Origin of the sequence: Microbacterium sp. Leaf288 (assembly GCF_001422925.1) — a bacterium.
GTDB lineage: Bacteria > Actinomycetota > Actinomycetes > Actinomycetales > Microbacteriaceae > Microbacterium.
The window spans coordinates 60903-77027 of sequence record NZ_LMNI01000013.1 but is presented as its reverse complement, the minus strand read 5'-3'; the positions used below and the strand labels follow the sequence as shown (position 1 = coordinate 77027).

The window sequence follows — 16125 nt, the reverse complement described above, 5'->3', positions numbered from 1 at the left end:
TCTCTCCTATCGCATGGTTCTAGATGTCTACCGTGGATCCGTCGGCTACCGCACGCTCTTGATCGGGATGAGCGCGAGCGCGGCGAGCACCACGAAGACCATGCCGAACACGAACAGCGAGGCGTAGCCGCCGAACGCCGAGATGATCGCGAGCGCGATCACCGAGCTGAGCGCCTGCGGGATGTTGGTCGCCACATTGAGGATGCCGAGGTCCTTGGCGGCCGCCTCCTGGCTGGGCAGCACCTCGGTCATGAGGGCCGCGTCGCACGCCATGTAGAGGCCGAACCCGATGCCGTTGAGGACGCTCATGACGATCATTCCGGTGAGGTCCGGCATGAACAGCGGGAACGCCAGGGCCACGACCATCACGACGGATGCGGCGTAGATGAACACCTTGCGACGGCCGGCCTTGTCGCTCCACCATCCCGACACGATGATCGCCGCGAGCGTCGGCGCGAGCGACAGGAGGGTCAGCGTGACCACGGCGCCCTGCGCCTCGCCGAGCGACATCTTGATGTAGTCGGTGAGGATGTAGAGCTGGAACGCGGTCACGACGAAGTAGCCGAGGATGAGCAGGAACCGCGCGGTGAAGGCCCAGAAGAAGTCGGGGTGCTTGCGCGGGTCGATCCAGAAACCGGCGAAGAAGCGCGCCCAGCTCCAGGGCTCGACCGCCGCGTCCTTCGACGACCAGTCGCGGTTGAGGAGCACGAACAGCACGGTCGCGATGACGACGATGATGCCGAAGACGCTGTAGCCGATCCCGATGCTGCTGCCCAGCGCGCCGGCCAGCATCACGCCGAGCGTCATGCCGACCTGTGTGCCGATGCCGAACATCGCGCTCGCCGCGCCGCGCCGATCGCGCCGGAATCGGTCGGGGGTGATGGCCGTCAGCGGCCCCTGCACCGCGTTGAGCGACACCTGGATGACGACCCAGAAGATCGCGATCCAGAACACCGTGTTCATCGCCCCGAGGCCGAAGAGGAACAGCGCGCCGATCACCGCACCCGAGACCATCCACGGCGCCCGACGCCCGAACCGCGAACGCGTGCGGTCGCTCAGTGCGCCGACGATCGGCTGCGCGAACAGCGTGAACACGAACGAGATGGTCTGGACGATCGTGAGGTTCTCGGCCTTGTGCTCGGGGTCGAGCAGGTACAGCTGCGAGGGGAGCAGCACTGCGATGAGGCCGCCGTAGGTGGCGAACAGGGCGAGCGCGTTGATCAGGATGCCGGGCAGCAGCGCTTTCGACGGCGGCGGGCTGGCCGCGGGCTCGCCCGCCGCGGGCGGGGTGTTCGCGATGGTGCCGGTGGGCGCGATCGCCGAGGCCGGATCGCCGGCGGGGTGCGTGGTCATGGGACTCCTCATCGTCGAGACGTCGGGTGCGGGGTGAAACACGAACAGCGTTCGGCTTACAGTGTGGGACTCTTCGGAAGAAAGTTCAAGTCCTGAATTATGTTGTGCGTGCCGCGCTATGCGAGGGCCGGCGCGGCGCTCAGATCGCGAGGGGATCGGCGAGCAGGCGTTCGCGGGCGCCGTGCTGCGCACCCCGGAGGGCGGCGTCCGCGCCGAGCGCGCTGCCGATGACCGGCGCCGGCGTCAGCTCGGCCGCATGGGCGATGCGCGGCTGGATGGCGCGGAATGCGGCATCGACCTCGTCCGCGAGCGACGCGAGGTAGCCGCCGACGACGATGACGTCCGGGTCGACGGAGAGCGCGACGATCTGGAGCGATCGAGCGATCTCCGCGACGCCGGCACGCCAGGCCCCGGTGGCTGCGGATTCGCCAGCTCGGATGCGGCGGACGAACTCCTCGCTCGCGGCCGCGAGCCCCGCCTGGTCGGCGAGTCCCGCGAGTCCGGCCGCAGCGAGGAGGTGGTCGGGGCCGGCGACCGTGACGAGGCATCCGTGCTGGCCGCACAGGCACAGCTGGCCGCCGGGGACCACCGGCAGGTGGCCCAGCGCGGCGCCGACGACCCGCGGCGAGTCTTCGTCGAAGACGATGGCCCCGCCGATGCCCGAGTCGCTCTTGATGTAGAGGAGAGTGGCCGGCCGGCCCGCGGAGGCGTGTTCGGCGAGCGCCGCCACTTGGCTGTCGGGCACGAGGCGCACCTCGCCGCCGGAGGCCTCGAAGGCCGAGACGACGGTCGACCGCGCTCGCAGCAGGGCGAGGAGATCGACCTCGCCCCACTCGAGGTCGGTGTCGGCGAGCACCCGCGGGGGAGCGCCGCCGACGGGCGCCCAGACGACGGCGGTGAGATCGACGATCCGTCGCCCGGTCAGTGTCGCGGCCGCCTCGTCGACGACGTCCGCGAGCACGCCGACCACGGCGTCGGGATCGCCCATCGGCCGGCCGTGCCGCTCGTCGACGCGGGCGAGGGTGGTGCCGTCCAGCGCCGCGAAGACGGCGGTCGCCTTGTCGGCGTCGAGCAGCGCGGTGAGCGTGCACACGTCCTCGCCGGCGGGCTCCAGGTGCACGCGGGGCCGGCCGAGGCCCTCGGCGGGGACCACATCGGCCTCGCGCACGAGGCCGGCGTCCAGGAGATCCGCGACCAGCGAGGTCACCGCGCCCCGCGAGAGGCCGGTTCGCCCGGCGATGTCGCTGCGGGCGATCGCCCCCGTCTCGAGCACCTGCCGCAGCACCAGCCCGAGGTTGTGGCGACGGACGTCGGGGGTGGCCAGGGGCATACGTGCATCGTAGATGTCGGGCGGGAGATGCAGCTCCCGCCCTCGGGTCAGCCGGCGTAGCTCGTGTCGTTGACGGACTTCACGCTCCAGCGCCCCGCCTTGTACTCGAGCAGGTTCACGGCGCCGTTCGCGATGCCGGTCGGCGGCAGCTCGGAGCCCAGGGCGTCGAGCACGCACATGATCGACAGGCCGCTCGAGACGACGAGCACCTGGTCGTCGCGGTGCTTGGCGGCATCCGCGGCGATCTCGTTCAGGCTGTCCATCATGCGGGCGTTGACGTCGCCGCAGTCCTCGGCGGGCAATGCCGGGTCGGGATCGATCTCCTTGATCACCCCGACGAGGTCGGTCATGCTCCGGCCGTCCAGGGCCTCCTCGATCGTCGAGACGCCGAGGTGCTCCAAGATCTCCGACCACATCTCGCCGTTCTCGGCGCCCTCGAAGGCGCCGAAGTTGATCTCGCGCAGTCCTTCGAGGCGGACCGGCTCGAGCTTCGAGCCCATCGCGTCGAGCATGAGGCTCGCCGTCTCGTAGTGACGGACCATGTCGGCCGAGTAGGCGGCATCCATCCGTCCCTCGCGCTCGCCGAGGTTCTCGCCCACGACTTCCGCGACGGCCCGGCCGGGTGCCGTGAGCGGCGAGTCCGACCAGCCCTGCACGCGATCGAGCGTGTTGAGCACGGTCTTGCCGTGGCGGGTGAGGAACACCTGGACGGTGGCATTCTTCTGGGCGTGGTCCGGCGGTGCGGCCTGCACCTGCTGCTGCACGGTCCAGCCGCCCAGCAGCGACGCGCCCAGCACGATGCTCGCGGCTATCGCGAGACGTCCGGTCGTCCGATTCATGTCATCTCCTTCGATGGGGTTCGCGGTCGATCGACCGCGAGACTGAAACCTAGCGGCGTTCGGTTTCAGTTGCGAAGGAGGGTTGCGGAATCGTTACTTCTGGCCGTCGGCCTCGCGGGGTGCTGTCGATGCGGGCGCGAGCAGCTCGAACAGCGCGCCCACGGTGGCGGCCATGTCGACGTCGGGCTCCAGCATCCACTGCAGCTGCATGCCATCGGCGACGGCCTGGAACAGGCGCGCGATCGTCTCGGAGTCGACCCGGTCGGTGATCTCGCCGGCGGCCTGCTTCGCAGCGACCGCCTCGGCGAAGAATCCGCGCAGGCTCTCGCCGCGGGTGACGAAGAACTGGTGGGCCGGATGCTCCGGATCGGCCGCGTCGACGGACAGCCGGGCGAACAGGTGCACGAGCCCGGGGACGTCGGCGTTGTGACGGATGATGTCGAGGTAGCCGGAGCGGATGTCGAGCGGCTCGCCGGTCCGGGCTGCGATCAGTCCCTGCTGGAGGTCGCCCCCGAGTCCCTGGCCGACGGAGTCGAGCTCGTCGCGTTTGCGGAGGATCTCGGTGAAGAGTTCCTCCTTGCTGTCGAAGTAGTGGAGGAGTCCGGCCTGGCTGAGGCCGACGGCATCCGCCAGCTCCTTCACCGATGCGCCGCGGTAGCCCTCGCGGGCGATGACGTCCAGTGCGCGCGTGAGGATCTCCTCGCGCTTCGCGACGCCCTTCGCATAGGAGCCCCGTCGCCCCGGCCCGCTCTCTGTCATGAGAGAAGTAAACCCGAACATCGCTTGATTTCTCAAAACCAAATAACATAAGGTTTTCGCGAGCGAGCTCACCGCCGAGCGCTCGCCACCCCTCAGCATGGAAGGACCTCCATGAGCATCCCCGATGTCACGGAACTCACCCTCGAAGAGAAGGCGTCGCTGACCAGCGGCGCGAGCTTCTGGTACACCAAGCCGGTCGAGCGCGTGGGCGTGCCCGCGGTCATGGTGACCGATGGCCCGCACGGCCTGCGCAAGCAGCGCGAGGGCGGCGACCACCTCGGCATCGGCGACAGCGTGCCCGCCACCTGCTTCCCGCCCGCCGTGGGCCTCGGCTCGTCGTGGGACGTCGACCTCGTCCACCGCGTCGGTGAGGCGCTCGGCACCGAGACCTCGATCGAGGGCGTCGCGGTGCTGCTCGGCCCCGGCATCAACATCAAGCGCTCGCCCCTGTGCGGCCGCAACTTCGAGTACCTCTCCGAGGACCCGATCGTCTCGGGCGTCCTCGGCGCCGCGATCGTGCAGGGCATCCAGTCGAAGGGCGTGGGCACCTCGCTCAAGCATTTCGCCGCCAACAACCAGGAGAACGACCGCATGCGGTCCTCGTCCGACGTCGACCCGCGGCCGCTCCGCGAGATCTACCTGCGCGGGTTCCAGCGCGTCGTCGAGGACGCCCAGCCCTGGACCGTCATGTGCTCGTACAACCGCATCAACGGCGTGTACGCGTCAGAGGACCCGTGGCTGCTCACCCAGGTGCTGCGCGACGAGTGGGGCTTCGAGGGCCTCGTGGTGTCGGACTGGGGGGCCGTCAACGAGCGCGTGCCGGGCCTGGCCGCGGGCATGGACCTCGAGATGCCGTCGTCGAACGGCGTCACCGACGCGCAGATCGTGGCGGCCGTTCAGGACGGCTCGCTGGACGAGTCGGTGGTGGATGTCGCGGCCGGCCGCGTGCTGGACCTCGTGCGCAAGGCGACCGAGGGTTCCGGAGCCGTCGCAGGACCGCTCGACGTCGACGCCCACCACGCCCTCGCCCGCGAGGCCGCCGGCCGATCGATCGTGCTGCTCAAGAACGACGGCGGCGTGCTGCCGCTCGCGAAGGACGCGAAGCTCGCCGTCATCGGCGAGTTCGCCGAGAAGCCCCGCTACCAGGGCGCGGGTTCGTCGATGATCAACCCGACGCGCCTCGACACCGCCCTCGATGGGATCCGCGCGCTCGCGAGCGGTGACGTCGCGTACGCGCAGGGCTTCAGCAACGCGCTCGAGGTCTCGGCCGACGAGACCACGGCGCTGCGCGACGAGGCCGTGGCCGCAGCATCCGTCGCCGACGTGGCCCTGCTGTTCCTGGGCCTGCCCGCCCGACTGGAGTCGGAGGGCTACGACCGCGACGACATCGATCTGCCCGCGGCGCAGCTCGAGCTCGTCGACGCGGTGCTCGCGGCGAACCCGAACACCGTCGTGGTCCTGTCGAACGGCGGCGTCGTCTCGCTGCCGTTCGCCGACCGCGTGCCGGCGATCCTCGAGGGCTGGCTGCTCGGCCAGGCCGGCGGCGGTGCGACCGCCGACGTGCTGTTCGGCGATGTCAACCCGTCGGCCAAGCTCACCGAGACGATCCCGGCGCGCCTCGAGGACACCCCCGCGTTCCTCGACTTCCCGGGCGAGTTCTCGCACACCCGGTACGGCGAGGGCCTGTTCGTCGGCTACCGCTGGTACGACGCGCGCCGCCTCGAGGTCGCGTTCCCGTTCGGCCACGGGCTGTCGTACACGTCGTTCTCATACGCGGATGCTGCGGCGCAGGTCGACGCGAGCGGCGACGTCGAGGTGACCGTGGCCGTCACGAACACCGGCGACCGCGCGGGCCGCGAGGTCGTCCAGGTCTACACGTCGCTGACCGGATCGACGGTGCAGCGCGCACCGCGCGAGCTCAAGGCCTTCGCATCGATCGCGCTCGAACCGGGCGAGACCCAGGTCGTGACGCTGACCGTGCGTCGCAAGGACCTCGCCTACTGGGACATCCGTGCCGACCGCTGGGTCGTCGAGGGCGGCGAGTACACCGTCGACGTCGCGGCGTCGAGCCGCGACATCCGATCGTCCGTCGCCGTGACTGTCGAGGGCGACGTGCTCACGCTGCCGCTGTCGCGCACGTCGTCGATGGGCGAGGTGCTGAGCCACCCGGTCGCGGGCCCGGTGGTGCAGGCCGCGATCGCGCAGATGATGGGCGGCCTCGGCGACAGCGCGGCGTCGATCATGCCGGAGGGCGTCGACATGTCCAAGATGATGGAGTCGTTCCCGATCGGCCGCATCGGCATGATGGGCGCGCTCGCCGGCGACGGCGCGGGCGCCGGCCCCGAGATGATCGACGACCTCCTCGCGATGGCCAACGCCCCGCAGCAGGACTGATCTGCACGACCGGATGCCTCAGCTGTTGAGGAAGGCGAGCAGCGCCTCGTTGACCTCGGCGCCGTGGGTCCACAGCAGGCCGTGCGGGGCGCCCTCGATCTCCACGTACGTGGCGTCGGGGAGGAGTTCCTTGAAGCGCCGGGCCGTCTTGTCGATCGGCAGGATGTTGTCGGCGGTGCCGTGCAGGATGAGCGCGGGGACGTCGACGGCGGGGATGTCGGCGCGGAAGTCCGTCGGCCAGGTCAGCGGCGCAGCGGCGATCGCGGCGTTGCCGGCGTAGGTCGCGACCTGGATGCTCGCGTCGAGCGCCTCCTGCGAGATGCGCGAACCGAGCGTGTCGTCGAGGTTGTAGAAGTCCTTGTAGAACCCGGCGATGAAGGCATAGCGGTCGTCGCGCACAGACTGCGCGATCCCGTCGAAGAACTCCTGCGGGCCGGCCCCGTCGGGGTTGTCGTCCGTGATGAGCAGGAACGGTTCGAGCGAGCCGAGGAACGCCGCCTTCGCGACGCGGCCGCTGCCGTAGCGCGACAGGTAGCGCGCGATCTCGCCCGTGCCCATCGAGAAGCCCACGAGCACGGCATCGCGGAGGTCGAGGTCCTCGATGAGCGCATGCAGGTCGCCGGCGAACGTGTCGTAGTCGAACCCCGAGCCGACCTTGCTCGACTGGCCGAATCCGCGGCGGTCGTACGCGATCACGCGGTACCCGGCGTCCAGCAGCGCCGCCTGCTGCTTGCCCCACGACTCGCCGTTCAGCGGAAAGCCGTGGATCAGCACGACGGGCTGGGCGTCCGTCGGTCCCTGGTCGGTGTAGTAGAGGTCGATGTCCACCGAGTTCTCGGTCCCGACGGTGATGTACGCCACGATCGCTCCTTCCGGATCGCGAACGGATGCCGCGACCCTGCGTTCGACGCTAGGCCGCGGCATCCGTCCTCGCCAGTGTCTTGCACCGGCGCGTCACGAGCGTTCACACGGCGTTCAAGAGCGAGGTGTCTGCGCCGCGCTCGGGCGTTTCGACTCGCTCGTTCCTCGCTCGCTCAACGAACGGAATTGCCGGGGCGTGTCGACTGACTCGTTCCTCGCTCGCTCGACGACCGGAATTCCCGCTCGTTGAGCGAAGGGCGCTCTGGCGCCCGCAGTCGAAACGCGTCGGGCCCGCGAGCAACCCGGGCGCGAGACCGTCAGTCGCGCGCGGCGCCTGCCGACGGAGTGACCGTGAAGATCGTGGGAGCGGCGAAGCCGGCGGCCGCGAAGGCGGCGGTGGCGGCATCCGTCACGGCCAGCACCTTGTCGTGGGCGACCAGCGCGATCGCGGCGCCGCCGAAGCCGCCGCCGGTCATGCGGGCGCCGACGGCACCCGCCGCAAGCGCGGCCTCGACCGCCGTGTCGAGCTCGGGGACAGAGATCTCGAAGTCGTCGCGCATCGAGGCGTGCGACGCGACGAGGAGGTCGCCGATCGCGGTCGGGCCCTGCTCGCGGAGCGTGCGCACGGTGTCGAGCACGCGCTGGTTCTCGGTCACGACATGGCGCACGCGGCGGTACGTGACGTCGTCGACCAGCTCAGCGAGGCGCGGGAGGTCGTCGACACTCACGTCGCGGAGCGCCGGCACGCCGAGGGCGGCCGCACCGCGCTCGCAGGCGGCGCGGCGCTCGCCGTAGCCGCCCGTCGCGTGGGAGTGCTTCACACCGGTGTCGATGACCACGAGCTCGAGGCCGGCGTCCGCGAATCCGAGGTCGATCACCTGCGCGTCGAGTGAGCGGCAGTCCAGGAAGATCGCCGCGTCGGCGCGGCCGAGGAGTGACGCCATCTGGTCCATGATTCCCGTGGGCGCGCCCACGGCCTCGTTCTCGGCGCGACGCCCGACCTTCGCGAGCGCCACGCGGTCGAGGGAGATTCCCCACGTGTCGGCGAGGGCGACGGCGGTCGCACCCTCGATCGCCGCGGACGACGACAGGCCCGCGCCCACCGGCACGTCCGACGCGAAGGCGAGATCGACGCCGGTGACGGCCCGCGGATCGGTTCCGGATGCCGCGAGCAGCGCCCAGGCGACGCCCAAGGGGTAGCGGGCCCACTCGGGGACGTCGTCACGCTGCGCGGGGAAGATCTCGTCGAGGTCGTCGAGGGCGACCTCCACCGTCGCGTCGTCGAAGGTCGAGGCGACGCGCACGCGGAAGACGCCGTCGGCCCGCGGGGCGAGCGCGACGTGGGTGCGGTGCTGGATCGCGAACGGCAGCACGAAGCCGTCGTTGTAGTCGGTGTGCTCGCCGATGAGGTTCACCCGCCCGGGCGCCGACCACGTGCCGACGGCGTCGGCGCCGAAGCGGGCGGCGAACAGGGCCCGCGCGATGGCGGCGGTGCGGATGTCGGTGGCGGTCACAGGGTCTCCTCGGGGATGGATGCGACGGCGTCGCGCAGCGACGCTGCGGCCGTCTCGGGTGGGACGTCGCCGATCCAGGCGCCCATGGCGGCCTCGGACCCGGCGAGGAACTTGAGCTTGTCTGCCGCGCGGCGCGGCGACGTCAGCTGGAGGTGAAGGCGCGCGCTGTCGCGGCCGCGGTGCACCGGCGCCTGGTGCCAGGCGGCGATGTACGGGGTGGGGGTGTCGTAGAGCGCGTCGACGCCCCGGAGCAGCCGCAGATAGAGCGGAGCGAGCTCGTCGCGCTCGGCATCGGTCGTCTCGGCGAAATCCGCGACGTGGCGGTGCGGCAGCAGGTGGATCTCGATCGGCCAGCGCGCGGCGAAGGGCACGAACGCCGTCCAGTGCTCGCCCTCGAGGATCACGCGGTCGCCGGCGCGCTCGAACTCGAGGATGCGGGAGAACAGGTCGGGCCCCTCGCGGTCGATCGAGGCGAGCAGGCTCGTCGTGCGCGGGGTGATGTACGGGTACGCGTAGATCTGCCCGTGCGGGTGGGGGAGCGTGACGCCGATCGCCTCGCCGCGGTTCTCGAACGGGAACACCTGCTCGATCCCCGGCAGTGCCGAGAGCGCGGCGGTGCGGTCCGCCCACGCCTCGATCACGGTGCGGGCGCGGGTCGCCGAGAGCGAGCCGAACGAGCCCGAGTGCTCGGGGCTGAAGCAGACGACCTCGCAGCGGCCCACGCTCGTGCGGGTGCGGCCGAGACCGGGCGCGACGAGGTCGTCGAGGTCACGGGGAGCGTCGACGCCGGCGGGCGCATCGCCGTGCGTGACGGCGAGCGCGGGCCCGAACGACGGCGACTTGTTCTCGAACACGGCCACGTCGTAGAGCGACGGGATCTCGGACGGGTTGGTCGGCGTCTGCGGGGAGAGCGGGTCGAGGTGCGCCGGCGGCAGGAAAGCGCGGTTCTGCCGGGCCGCAGCGACCGACACCCAGTCCCCGGTGAGCACGTCGCGGCGCATCGTCGCGGTCTCGGGCCGCGGCGCGAGGTCGCGTGCGTCGACCGCACGGTCGGGGCCGAGCGTCGTCTCGGGGTCGTCGTAGTAGATCAGCTCGCGACCGTCGGCAAGGCGGGTCGGGCGCTTCACCACTCCCGCGCCGAGCGTCTCGGCGGGGAGGTCCTGGGCGGACACGACGGTGTCATCCTGAGGCATGTTCACGTCAACACGGTACCAACTCGGCTATGTTATCGTCAACATGGATGCTGCAACCCGATGTGACATCGACGGCATCCCAGCGAATCGGGGTGGGGCATGACGGCCAGGCGCGTGTCGATGGCGGACGTCGCGGAGCGCGCGGGCGTCTCCGGTCAGACCGTGTCGCGGGTGGTGAACGCGAGCCCCCGCGTCGACCCCGAGACCCGCGCGCGCATCGAAGCGGCGATGACGGAGCTCGGCTACCGCCCGCACCGTGCCGCGCGGGCCCTGCGCACCGGCCGCACGCAGACCATCGGGCTCGTGGTGTCGACGCTCGCCTCGGTGGGCAACTCCCGCATGCTGCAGGCGGTGGCGGATGCCGCGGCCACCCGCGGCTACGCGCTCACGGTGGTGACGCTCGGCGCCGACGGAGACGTTGCCGCGGCCTTCGAGCGACTCGCAGAGCAGGGCGTGGACGGCGCGATCGTGCTCAACGAGGCGACGGCCCACGTCCGCGGAGCCGATGTCGGCGCCGCGGGGCTCCGGCTCGTGGTGGTCGACTCCCCGCGCGACGATCGCTTCGGCGTGGTCGAGACCGACCATGCCGGCGGGGCTCGGCACGCCACCGAGCACCTGCTGGCGCTCGGGCACGCGACCGTGCGCCATCTCGCCGGCCCCGGCGGGTCGTTCGCCGCCGCCGAGCGCGAGCGCGGCTGGCGCGAGGCGCTGACGGCAGCCGGCGCGTCGGTGCCGCCCGTGGTGCGCGGCGATTGGACGTCCGCGTCGGGCTTCGCGGCAGCATCCGCTCTTCTCGAATCCGGTGCGACCGCCGTCTTCGCCGCCAACGACCAGATGGCGCTGGGAGTGCTGCGCGCGGTCGCCGAGTCGGGGCGCAGCGTGCCGGGAGACGTGAGCGTGGTCGGCTTCGACGACGTGGCGGATGCCGCCGACTACCGGCCGCCTCTCACCACGGTGCGGCAGGACTTCGACGCCCTCGGCGCGCGCGCGGTCGCGGCCCTCGTCGACGGCATCGAGGCCGCCGCGCCGGCCGCATTCGAGACCGTGCCCACGCGCCTCGTCGTGCGCGAGAGCACCGCGCCCGCCCCAACTCCCGGTCGTTGAGCGAGCGAAGCGAGTCGAAACGCCTCGAACCCGGCGCAGACCGCGGGGTCGAGGCGTTTCGTCTGCGGCGCCGGAGCGCCCTCCGCTCACCGAGCGGGGGTCGCCGCCTGGCGGGCCTCCCAGCCGGTGCGGACCATCTCGTCGACGCTGTAGCGGTTCTTCCAGTCCAGGTCGCGGGCCGCGAGCTCGCCGGTGGCGACGATGCGGTCGGGATCACCGGGCCGGCGGGGTGCGATCTCGGGCGTGAAGTCGATGCCGGTGACGCGGCCCATCGCGTTCATGATCTCGCGGACGCTCAGGCCGTTCTGCGAGCCGAGGTTGTACGCGGGCTCGATCGGCCGGTTCGCCAGCAGGCGCTGAGCGGCCGCGACGTGGGCCGCCGCGATGTCGGCGACGTGCACGTAGTCGCGCACGTTCGTGCCGTCGGGGGTGTCGTAGTCGTCGCCGTTGATGCGGGGCGTCTTCCCGGCGAGCAGCGCCTCGAACACGAGAGGGAAGAGGTTGTGCGGGCTGGTGTCGTACACCGACGGGTCACCCGAGCCGACGACGTTGAAGTAGCGCAGTGCGGTGTAGCGGAGGGCGTGCTCGGAGGCGGCCGTCGCGATCGCCTGGTCGCGGATGATCCACTCGCCGATGAGCTTCGACTCGCCGTAGGGCGAGGCCGGGCGCTTGGGCAGGTCCTCGGTCACGAGCGGGACGTCGGGGGTGCCGTACACCGCGGCTGACGACGAGAAGACCAGGTTCGCGACACCCGCCGCCTGCATGGCGGCCAGGAGCACGCGCGTGCCCTCGACGTTCTGCGCGTAGGTGTGCAGCGGACGCTGCACCGAGACCCCGGCGTACTTGAAGCCGGCGAGGTGGATGACGCCCACGACCTCGTGCTCGCGCAGGGTGCGCTCGACGAGTTCGCCGTCGAGGATCGACCCCTGCACGAACGGCACGCCCTCCGGCACGAACGACGCATGCCCGCTCGAGAGGTCGTCGATCACGACGGAGTTCAGGCCCGCATCTGCGAGCGCACGGACGATGTGGGCGCCGATGTAGCCGGCGCCTCCGGTCACGAGCCAGGACATGTCACTCCGGATTCAGGTGGGGGCGAATGCGCCGAGCGGCGCCGCCTCCATTCTGCCCGGTCGGACGGATGCCTCGAATCCGGTGTCGGCCGGGGGTCGGCGTGCACGGCGTCGGAGGTTTCGGCCGACACGCCGGGTCGCGGCATCCGTCATCCGGCGTGTCGTGCAAGAGCTCCGATTCTGTGCACCGGTGTCGAGCCTCAGACCCGCGCGGCCCAGCGTGCCGCGCGCTGGAGCAGTGCCACGTGCTCCGGGGCGTCGTAGGAGCGCTCGTCGTGTCCGAGCGAGCACACCACCGCACGGGTCGGCGCCTCCCGCACCCACACGGCGGCGTGCTCGGCGCCGTCGACGTCGTGCACCGCGAGGATGCGTGCGCCGTCATCGACCACGAGGTCGCTGTAGCGCTCGTCGAAGACGTCGAGGTGCGGCATCCGTCCGCTCACGGGGTGATCGCCGTCGACGACCCGCACCTTCGCGTCGCCGATCGGGGGATGCCACGAGACTCCGGGCTGCCATTCGCCGCCGATCGCCTCGCGCCAGGCGGGGTGGTCGCGCAGGCTCGAGAGCGCGGCGTGCACGGCGATGAGCCCGATGCCGCGGGCGATCGCGGAGCGGAGGCCGGCGTCCGCCGCGGGGTCGGCGCGATGCCCCAGCTCGGTCGCACCCTCGCGCCACGGGTCGCCGGCGTTGACGACGAGCAGATCGAACCCGTCGAGGCTCGAGAGCGCATGGTCGACATCGTCATCGACCGTGACGTCCCAGCCGTCCGCGCGCAGCGCGTCGGCGATGCGGGAAGAGGTCGCGGGGAAGGGATGCCACGGGTCGGCGTACCGGCCGGTTCCGGTCGCGATCACCGCGCGGCGTGGGCTGGACTCGGCTTCCGGTCGCTCCATGGATACCATGATCTGCAGGATAACGCTTTCCCGCGCTCCTGTCGGCCGGAAAAGACAACACCGTGCATGTCCGAGGAGAATGACGACCATGGCTCACACCGTCGTGATCGCCCCCGATTCGTTCAAGGGAACGATCGGCGCGGCCGCCGCCGCCGAGGCGCTCGCCGCCGGGTGGCGCCGCGAGAGCACCGACAGCGACCTCCGGCTCCTGCCGATGGCCGACGGCGGCGAGGGCACCGTTGACGCCTTCGCGGCCGCGGTGCCGGGCGCGCAGCGCATGCCGGTGACGGTGACCGGCCCCGAGGACGAGCCCGTCGAGGCGTCATGGGTCCTCCTGCCGCCGACGCCCGACGCACCCCACGGGACCGCCGTCGTCGAACTCGCGAACACGAGCGGCATCGAGCTGCTCGGCACCCCGCCGCGCCTGCGCGCCTTCGACGCGCACACGCGCGGCTTCGGCGAGGCGATCGCCGACGCCCTCGCGCACGGCGTCTCGCGACTCGTGCTCGGCATCGGCTCGAGCTCGTCCACGGACGGCGGCACCGGCATGCTCACCGCGCTCGGAGCGCGATTCACGGATGCTGCGGCCCGGCCCGTCGTCGCCGGCGCACGTGGGCTCGGCTCTGTGGCGGCGGCGGACCTCTCAGGGCTGGCGCCGCTCCCGCCCGGCGGTGTGACGGTGCTCAGCGATGTGACCAACCCGCTGCTGGGCCCGCGCGGGGCCGCTGCGGTGTTCGGGCCTCAGAAGGGTGCGCTGCCCGACGACATCGCGGTGCTCGACGCCGGGCTCGCGCGGCTCGCCCAGCTGGTCGACGCCGACCCCGAGGCTCCGGGCGCCGGCGCGGCGGGCGGGACCGGGTTCGGACTGCTCGCGTGGGGCGCAAGCCTCGTGCCCGGGTCGGCGGCGGTCGCGGAGCTCGTGGGACTCGACGCGGCGGTGGGCGAGACATCCGTCGTCGTCACGGGCGAAGGGTCGTACGACGGTCAGTCCGCGGCGGGCAAGGTGCCCGCCCACGTCGGCGCGGTCGCCGCCGCGGTCGGCGTGCCGGTCGCCCTGGTGGCGGGCCGCATCGCGGCGGACGCCGACACCTCGGGCTTCGCCGCGACCGCGTCGCTCACCGAGCTCGCGGGCTCGGGCGAGGCCGCGATGGCCGAGACCGCGCGGTGGCTCGAGGAGGCCGGCGCTCAGCTCGCTCGCGAGCTCGATCCCCGCTGACCTCGGCAGCACAACCTGGGCCCTCGGCGGGGTGGGCAATGTCCCGGTCGTTGAGCGAGCGAGGAACGAGCGAGTCGAAACGCCCCGGACCAACGGGCAACCGGGGCCCTCGGAACCGCGTCAGCGGCCGGTGCGGAGCACGCCGTTTCGGCGGTGCGGCAGGCGCGTCAGCGACTCGTCGCGAAGCGCCTCGGGAAGGAGCGCCTCGGGCGCGTCCTGGAACACGACCGGCCGCAGGAACCGGCGGATCGCGGTCGCGCCGACCGAGGTGTGCAGCGACGTCGTCGCGGGCCACGGGCCGCCGTGGTGCTGCGACCAGGTCACGGCGACGCCCGTCGGCCAGCCGGCGAAGAGCACGCGCCCGGCCTTGCGGGTGAGCACCTCGAGCACCGCCGCGACGTCATCGCCGGACTCCGAGTGCAGCGTCGCGGTGAGCGAGCCGGGCACCGCCTCGAGCGCGGCGTGCAGCTCCTCGTCCGAGGAGTAGCGCACGAGCAGCGTCACGGGACCGAAGCACTCCTCGAGAAGCGTCTCGGGGCGCGCGGCGACGGCCGCCGCATCCGTCGACAGGACGACCGGCTGCGCCGACCCGGGCTCGGCCGGAAGCCCCTGGGCGACCACCGACACCGACGGGTCGGCCTCGAGGTGGTCGATGCCCGACGGGAACGCAGCGGTGATGCGGTCGGTGAGCAGGGGGCCGCCCGCGGCACCGGTCGCGAAGCCCGCGACGAGGGCTTCGAAGCCGGCGCCCTCGGGCACGAACACGACGCCGGGCTTCGTGCAGAACTGGCCGACGCCGAGCGTGAACGATCCGACGAGGCCCTGTGCGAGCGCCTCGCCGCGTGCCGCGACGGCGGCCCGCGTGATGACGACGGGGTTCACCGAGCCGAGCTCGCCGTAGAACGGGATCGGGTCGGGACGCCCCGATGCCAGGTCGAACAGGGCGCGGCCGCCGCCGAGCGAGCCGGTGAAGCCCGCGGCCTGGATGGACGGATGCTGCACCAGCGCGTTGCCCGCCTCGCGGCCTTCGACGAGCGCGAGGGAGCCCTCCGGCGCGCCGGCCGCGACGAGCGCGGCGGCGACGATGGCCGCCGTCCGCTCCGACAGCCGCGGGTGGCCCGAGTGCGCCTTCACGATGACCGGGTTGCCGGCCGCGAGGGCCGACGCGGTGTCGCCGCCGGCGACCGAGAACGCGAACGGGAAGTTCGACGCCGAGAAGACCGCGACGGGGCCGACGCCGGTCAGCATGCGGCGCAGCTCGGGGCGGGGCGGGGTCGCCGACGGGTCGGCGTCATCGACCGTGAGCTCCAGGTGCGAGCCCTCCTCGACGACGGTCGCGAACAGGCGCAGCTGCCCGGTGGTGCGTCCGACCTCGCCGCGCAGACGGGTTTCACCCAGGCGGGTCTCCTCGTCGGCGATCTCGACGAGCTCGTCGATGTTCGCATCGAGCGCGTCGGCGGCGGCGCGCAGCCACGACGCCCGGGTCGCAGCATCCGTCGCCCGCCAGATCGGTGCCGCCGCGGCGGCGGCCTGCGCGAGAGCGTCGAGTTCGGTCGCGCTCGTCGTGGTGGTGGTGGTCATGAGGGTGAACCTTCC

Annotated in this window: 13 protein-coding genes; 3 read left to right on the top strand and 10 right to left on the bottom strand. The window is 71.9% G+C overall.

What is annotated here, in order from left to right; genetic code table 11:
- Window positions 1–45: 45 nt before the first annotated feature.
- The 4 genes from ASF40_RS18140 to ASF40_RS18125 all read right to left on the bottom strand — a co-directional run bounded on the left by ASF40_RS18140 (window position 46) and on the right by ASF40_RS18125 (window position 4281).
- Window positions 46–1353 (bottom strand): MFS transporter, encoded by a 1308-nt coding sequence (locus ASF40_RS18140; protein WP_056371738.1) that lies wholly within the window; start codon window positions 1351–1353, stop codon window positions 46–48.
- A gap of 139 nt (window positions 1354–1492) precedes the next feature.
- Window positions 1493–2683 carry an ROK family transcriptional regulator gene (locus ASF40_RS18135; protein WP_056371736.1) on the bottom strand — a complete coding sequence of 397 codons (1191 nt, stop codon included), beginning with the start codon at window positions 2681–2683 and terminating at the stop codon, window positions 1493–1495.
- A gap of 47 nt (window positions 2684–2730) precedes the next feature.
- On the bottom strand, window positions 2731–3522 hold the full coding sequence (locus tag ASF40_RS18130) for a histidine phosphatase family protein (protein ID WP_056371734.1): 792 nt from the start codon (window positions 3520–3522) through the stop codon (window positions 2731–2733).
- Window positions 3523–3615: 93 nt separating this feature from the next.
- A complete protein-coding gene (locus ASF40_RS18125) occupies window positions 3616–4281 on the bottom strand; it encodes a TetR/AcrR family transcriptional regulator (RefSeq protein ID WP_056371733.1) in 666 nt (221 codons plus the stop codon).
- A gap of 111 nt (window positions 4282–4392) precedes the next feature.
- Between ASF40_RS18125 and ASF40_RS18120 the strand changes: the two genes are divergently transcribed.
- Window positions 4393–6675: a glycoside hydrolase family 3 C-terminal domain-containing protein gene (locus ASF40_RS18120; RefSeq protein ID WP_056371731.1), complete on the top strand. Its 2283-nt coding sequence runs from the start codon at window positions 4393–4395 to the stop codon at window positions 6673–6675.
- Between the two features lie 18 nt (window positions 6676–6693).
- Here ASF40_RS18120 and ASF40_RS18115 read toward each other — a convergent pair whose 3' ends face one another.
- The 3 genes from ASF40_RS18115 to galT form a co-directional block, all read right to left on the bottom strand.
- Entirely contained in the window at window positions 6694–7536 is an 843-nt protein-coding gene (locus ASF40_RS18115) for an alpha/beta fold hydrolase (RefSeq protein WP_056371729.1), read from the bottom strand.
- Between the two features lie 317 nt (window positions 7537–7853).
- Window positions 7854–9050: a galactokinase gene (gene galK / locus ASF40_RS18110; protein ID WP_056371726.1), complete on the bottom strand. Its 1197-nt coding sequence runs from the start codon at window positions 9048–9050 to the stop codon at window positions 7854–7856.
- The gene (gene galT, locus ASF40_RS18105; RefSeq protein ID WP_056372034.1) at window positions 9047–10243 is read right to left on the bottom strand and encodes a galactose-1-phosphate uridylyltransferase; all 1197 of its coding nucleotides are present in this window, start codon (window positions 10241–10243) and stop codon (window positions 9047–9049) included. The genes galK and galT overlap by 4 nt, the downstream gene beginning before the upstream one ends.
- Before the next feature lie 99 nt (window positions 10244–10342).
- On the opposite strand from galT, the gene ASF40_RS18100 reads away from it, so the two are divergent.
- On the top strand, window positions 10343–11347 hold the full coding sequence (locus tag ASF40_RS18100; protein ID WP_056371724.1) for a LacI family DNA-binding transcriptional regulator: 1005 nt from the start codon (window positions 10343–10345) through the stop codon (window positions 11345–11347).
- Between the two features lie 86 nt (window positions 11348–11433).
- Here the strand turns inward: ASF40_RS18100 and galE are convergent, their stop codons facing one another.
- Both galE and ASF40_RS18090 read right to left on the bottom strand, forming a co-directional pair.
- Window positions 11434–12420: a UDP-glucose 4-epimerase GalE gene (gene galE, locus ASF40_RS18095; protein WP_056371721.1), complete on the bottom strand. Its 987-nt coding sequence runs from the start codon at window positions 12418–12420 to the stop codon at window positions 11434–11436.
- 200 nt (window positions 12421–12620) lie between these two features.
- Complete coding sequence (locus ASF40_RS18090) at window positions 12621–13313, bottom strand: ThuA domain-containing protein (protein ID WP_056372032.1); 693 nt, start codon at window positions 13311–13313, stop codon at window positions 12621–12623.
- An 88-nt stretch (window positions 13314–13401) separates the two neighbouring features.
- Here ASF40_RS18090 and ASF40_RS18085 point away from each other — a divergent pair, with 88 nt between their 5' ends.
- Window positions 13402–14529: a glycerate kinase gene (locus ASF40_RS18085; protein ID WP_056371718.1), complete on the top strand. Its 1128-nt coding sequence runs from the start codon at window positions 13402–13404 to the stop codon at window positions 14527–14529.
- 120 nt (window positions 14530–14649) lie between these two features.
- Here the strand turns inward: ASF40_RS18085 and ASF40_RS18080 are convergent, their stop codons facing one another.
- Complete coding sequence (locus ASF40_RS18080) at window positions 14650–16110, bottom strand: aldehyde dehydrogenase (NADP(+)) (protein ID WP_056371716.1); 1461 nt, start codon at window positions 16108–16110, stop codon at window positions 14650–14652.
- Window positions 16111–16125 lie beyond the last annotated feature (15 nt).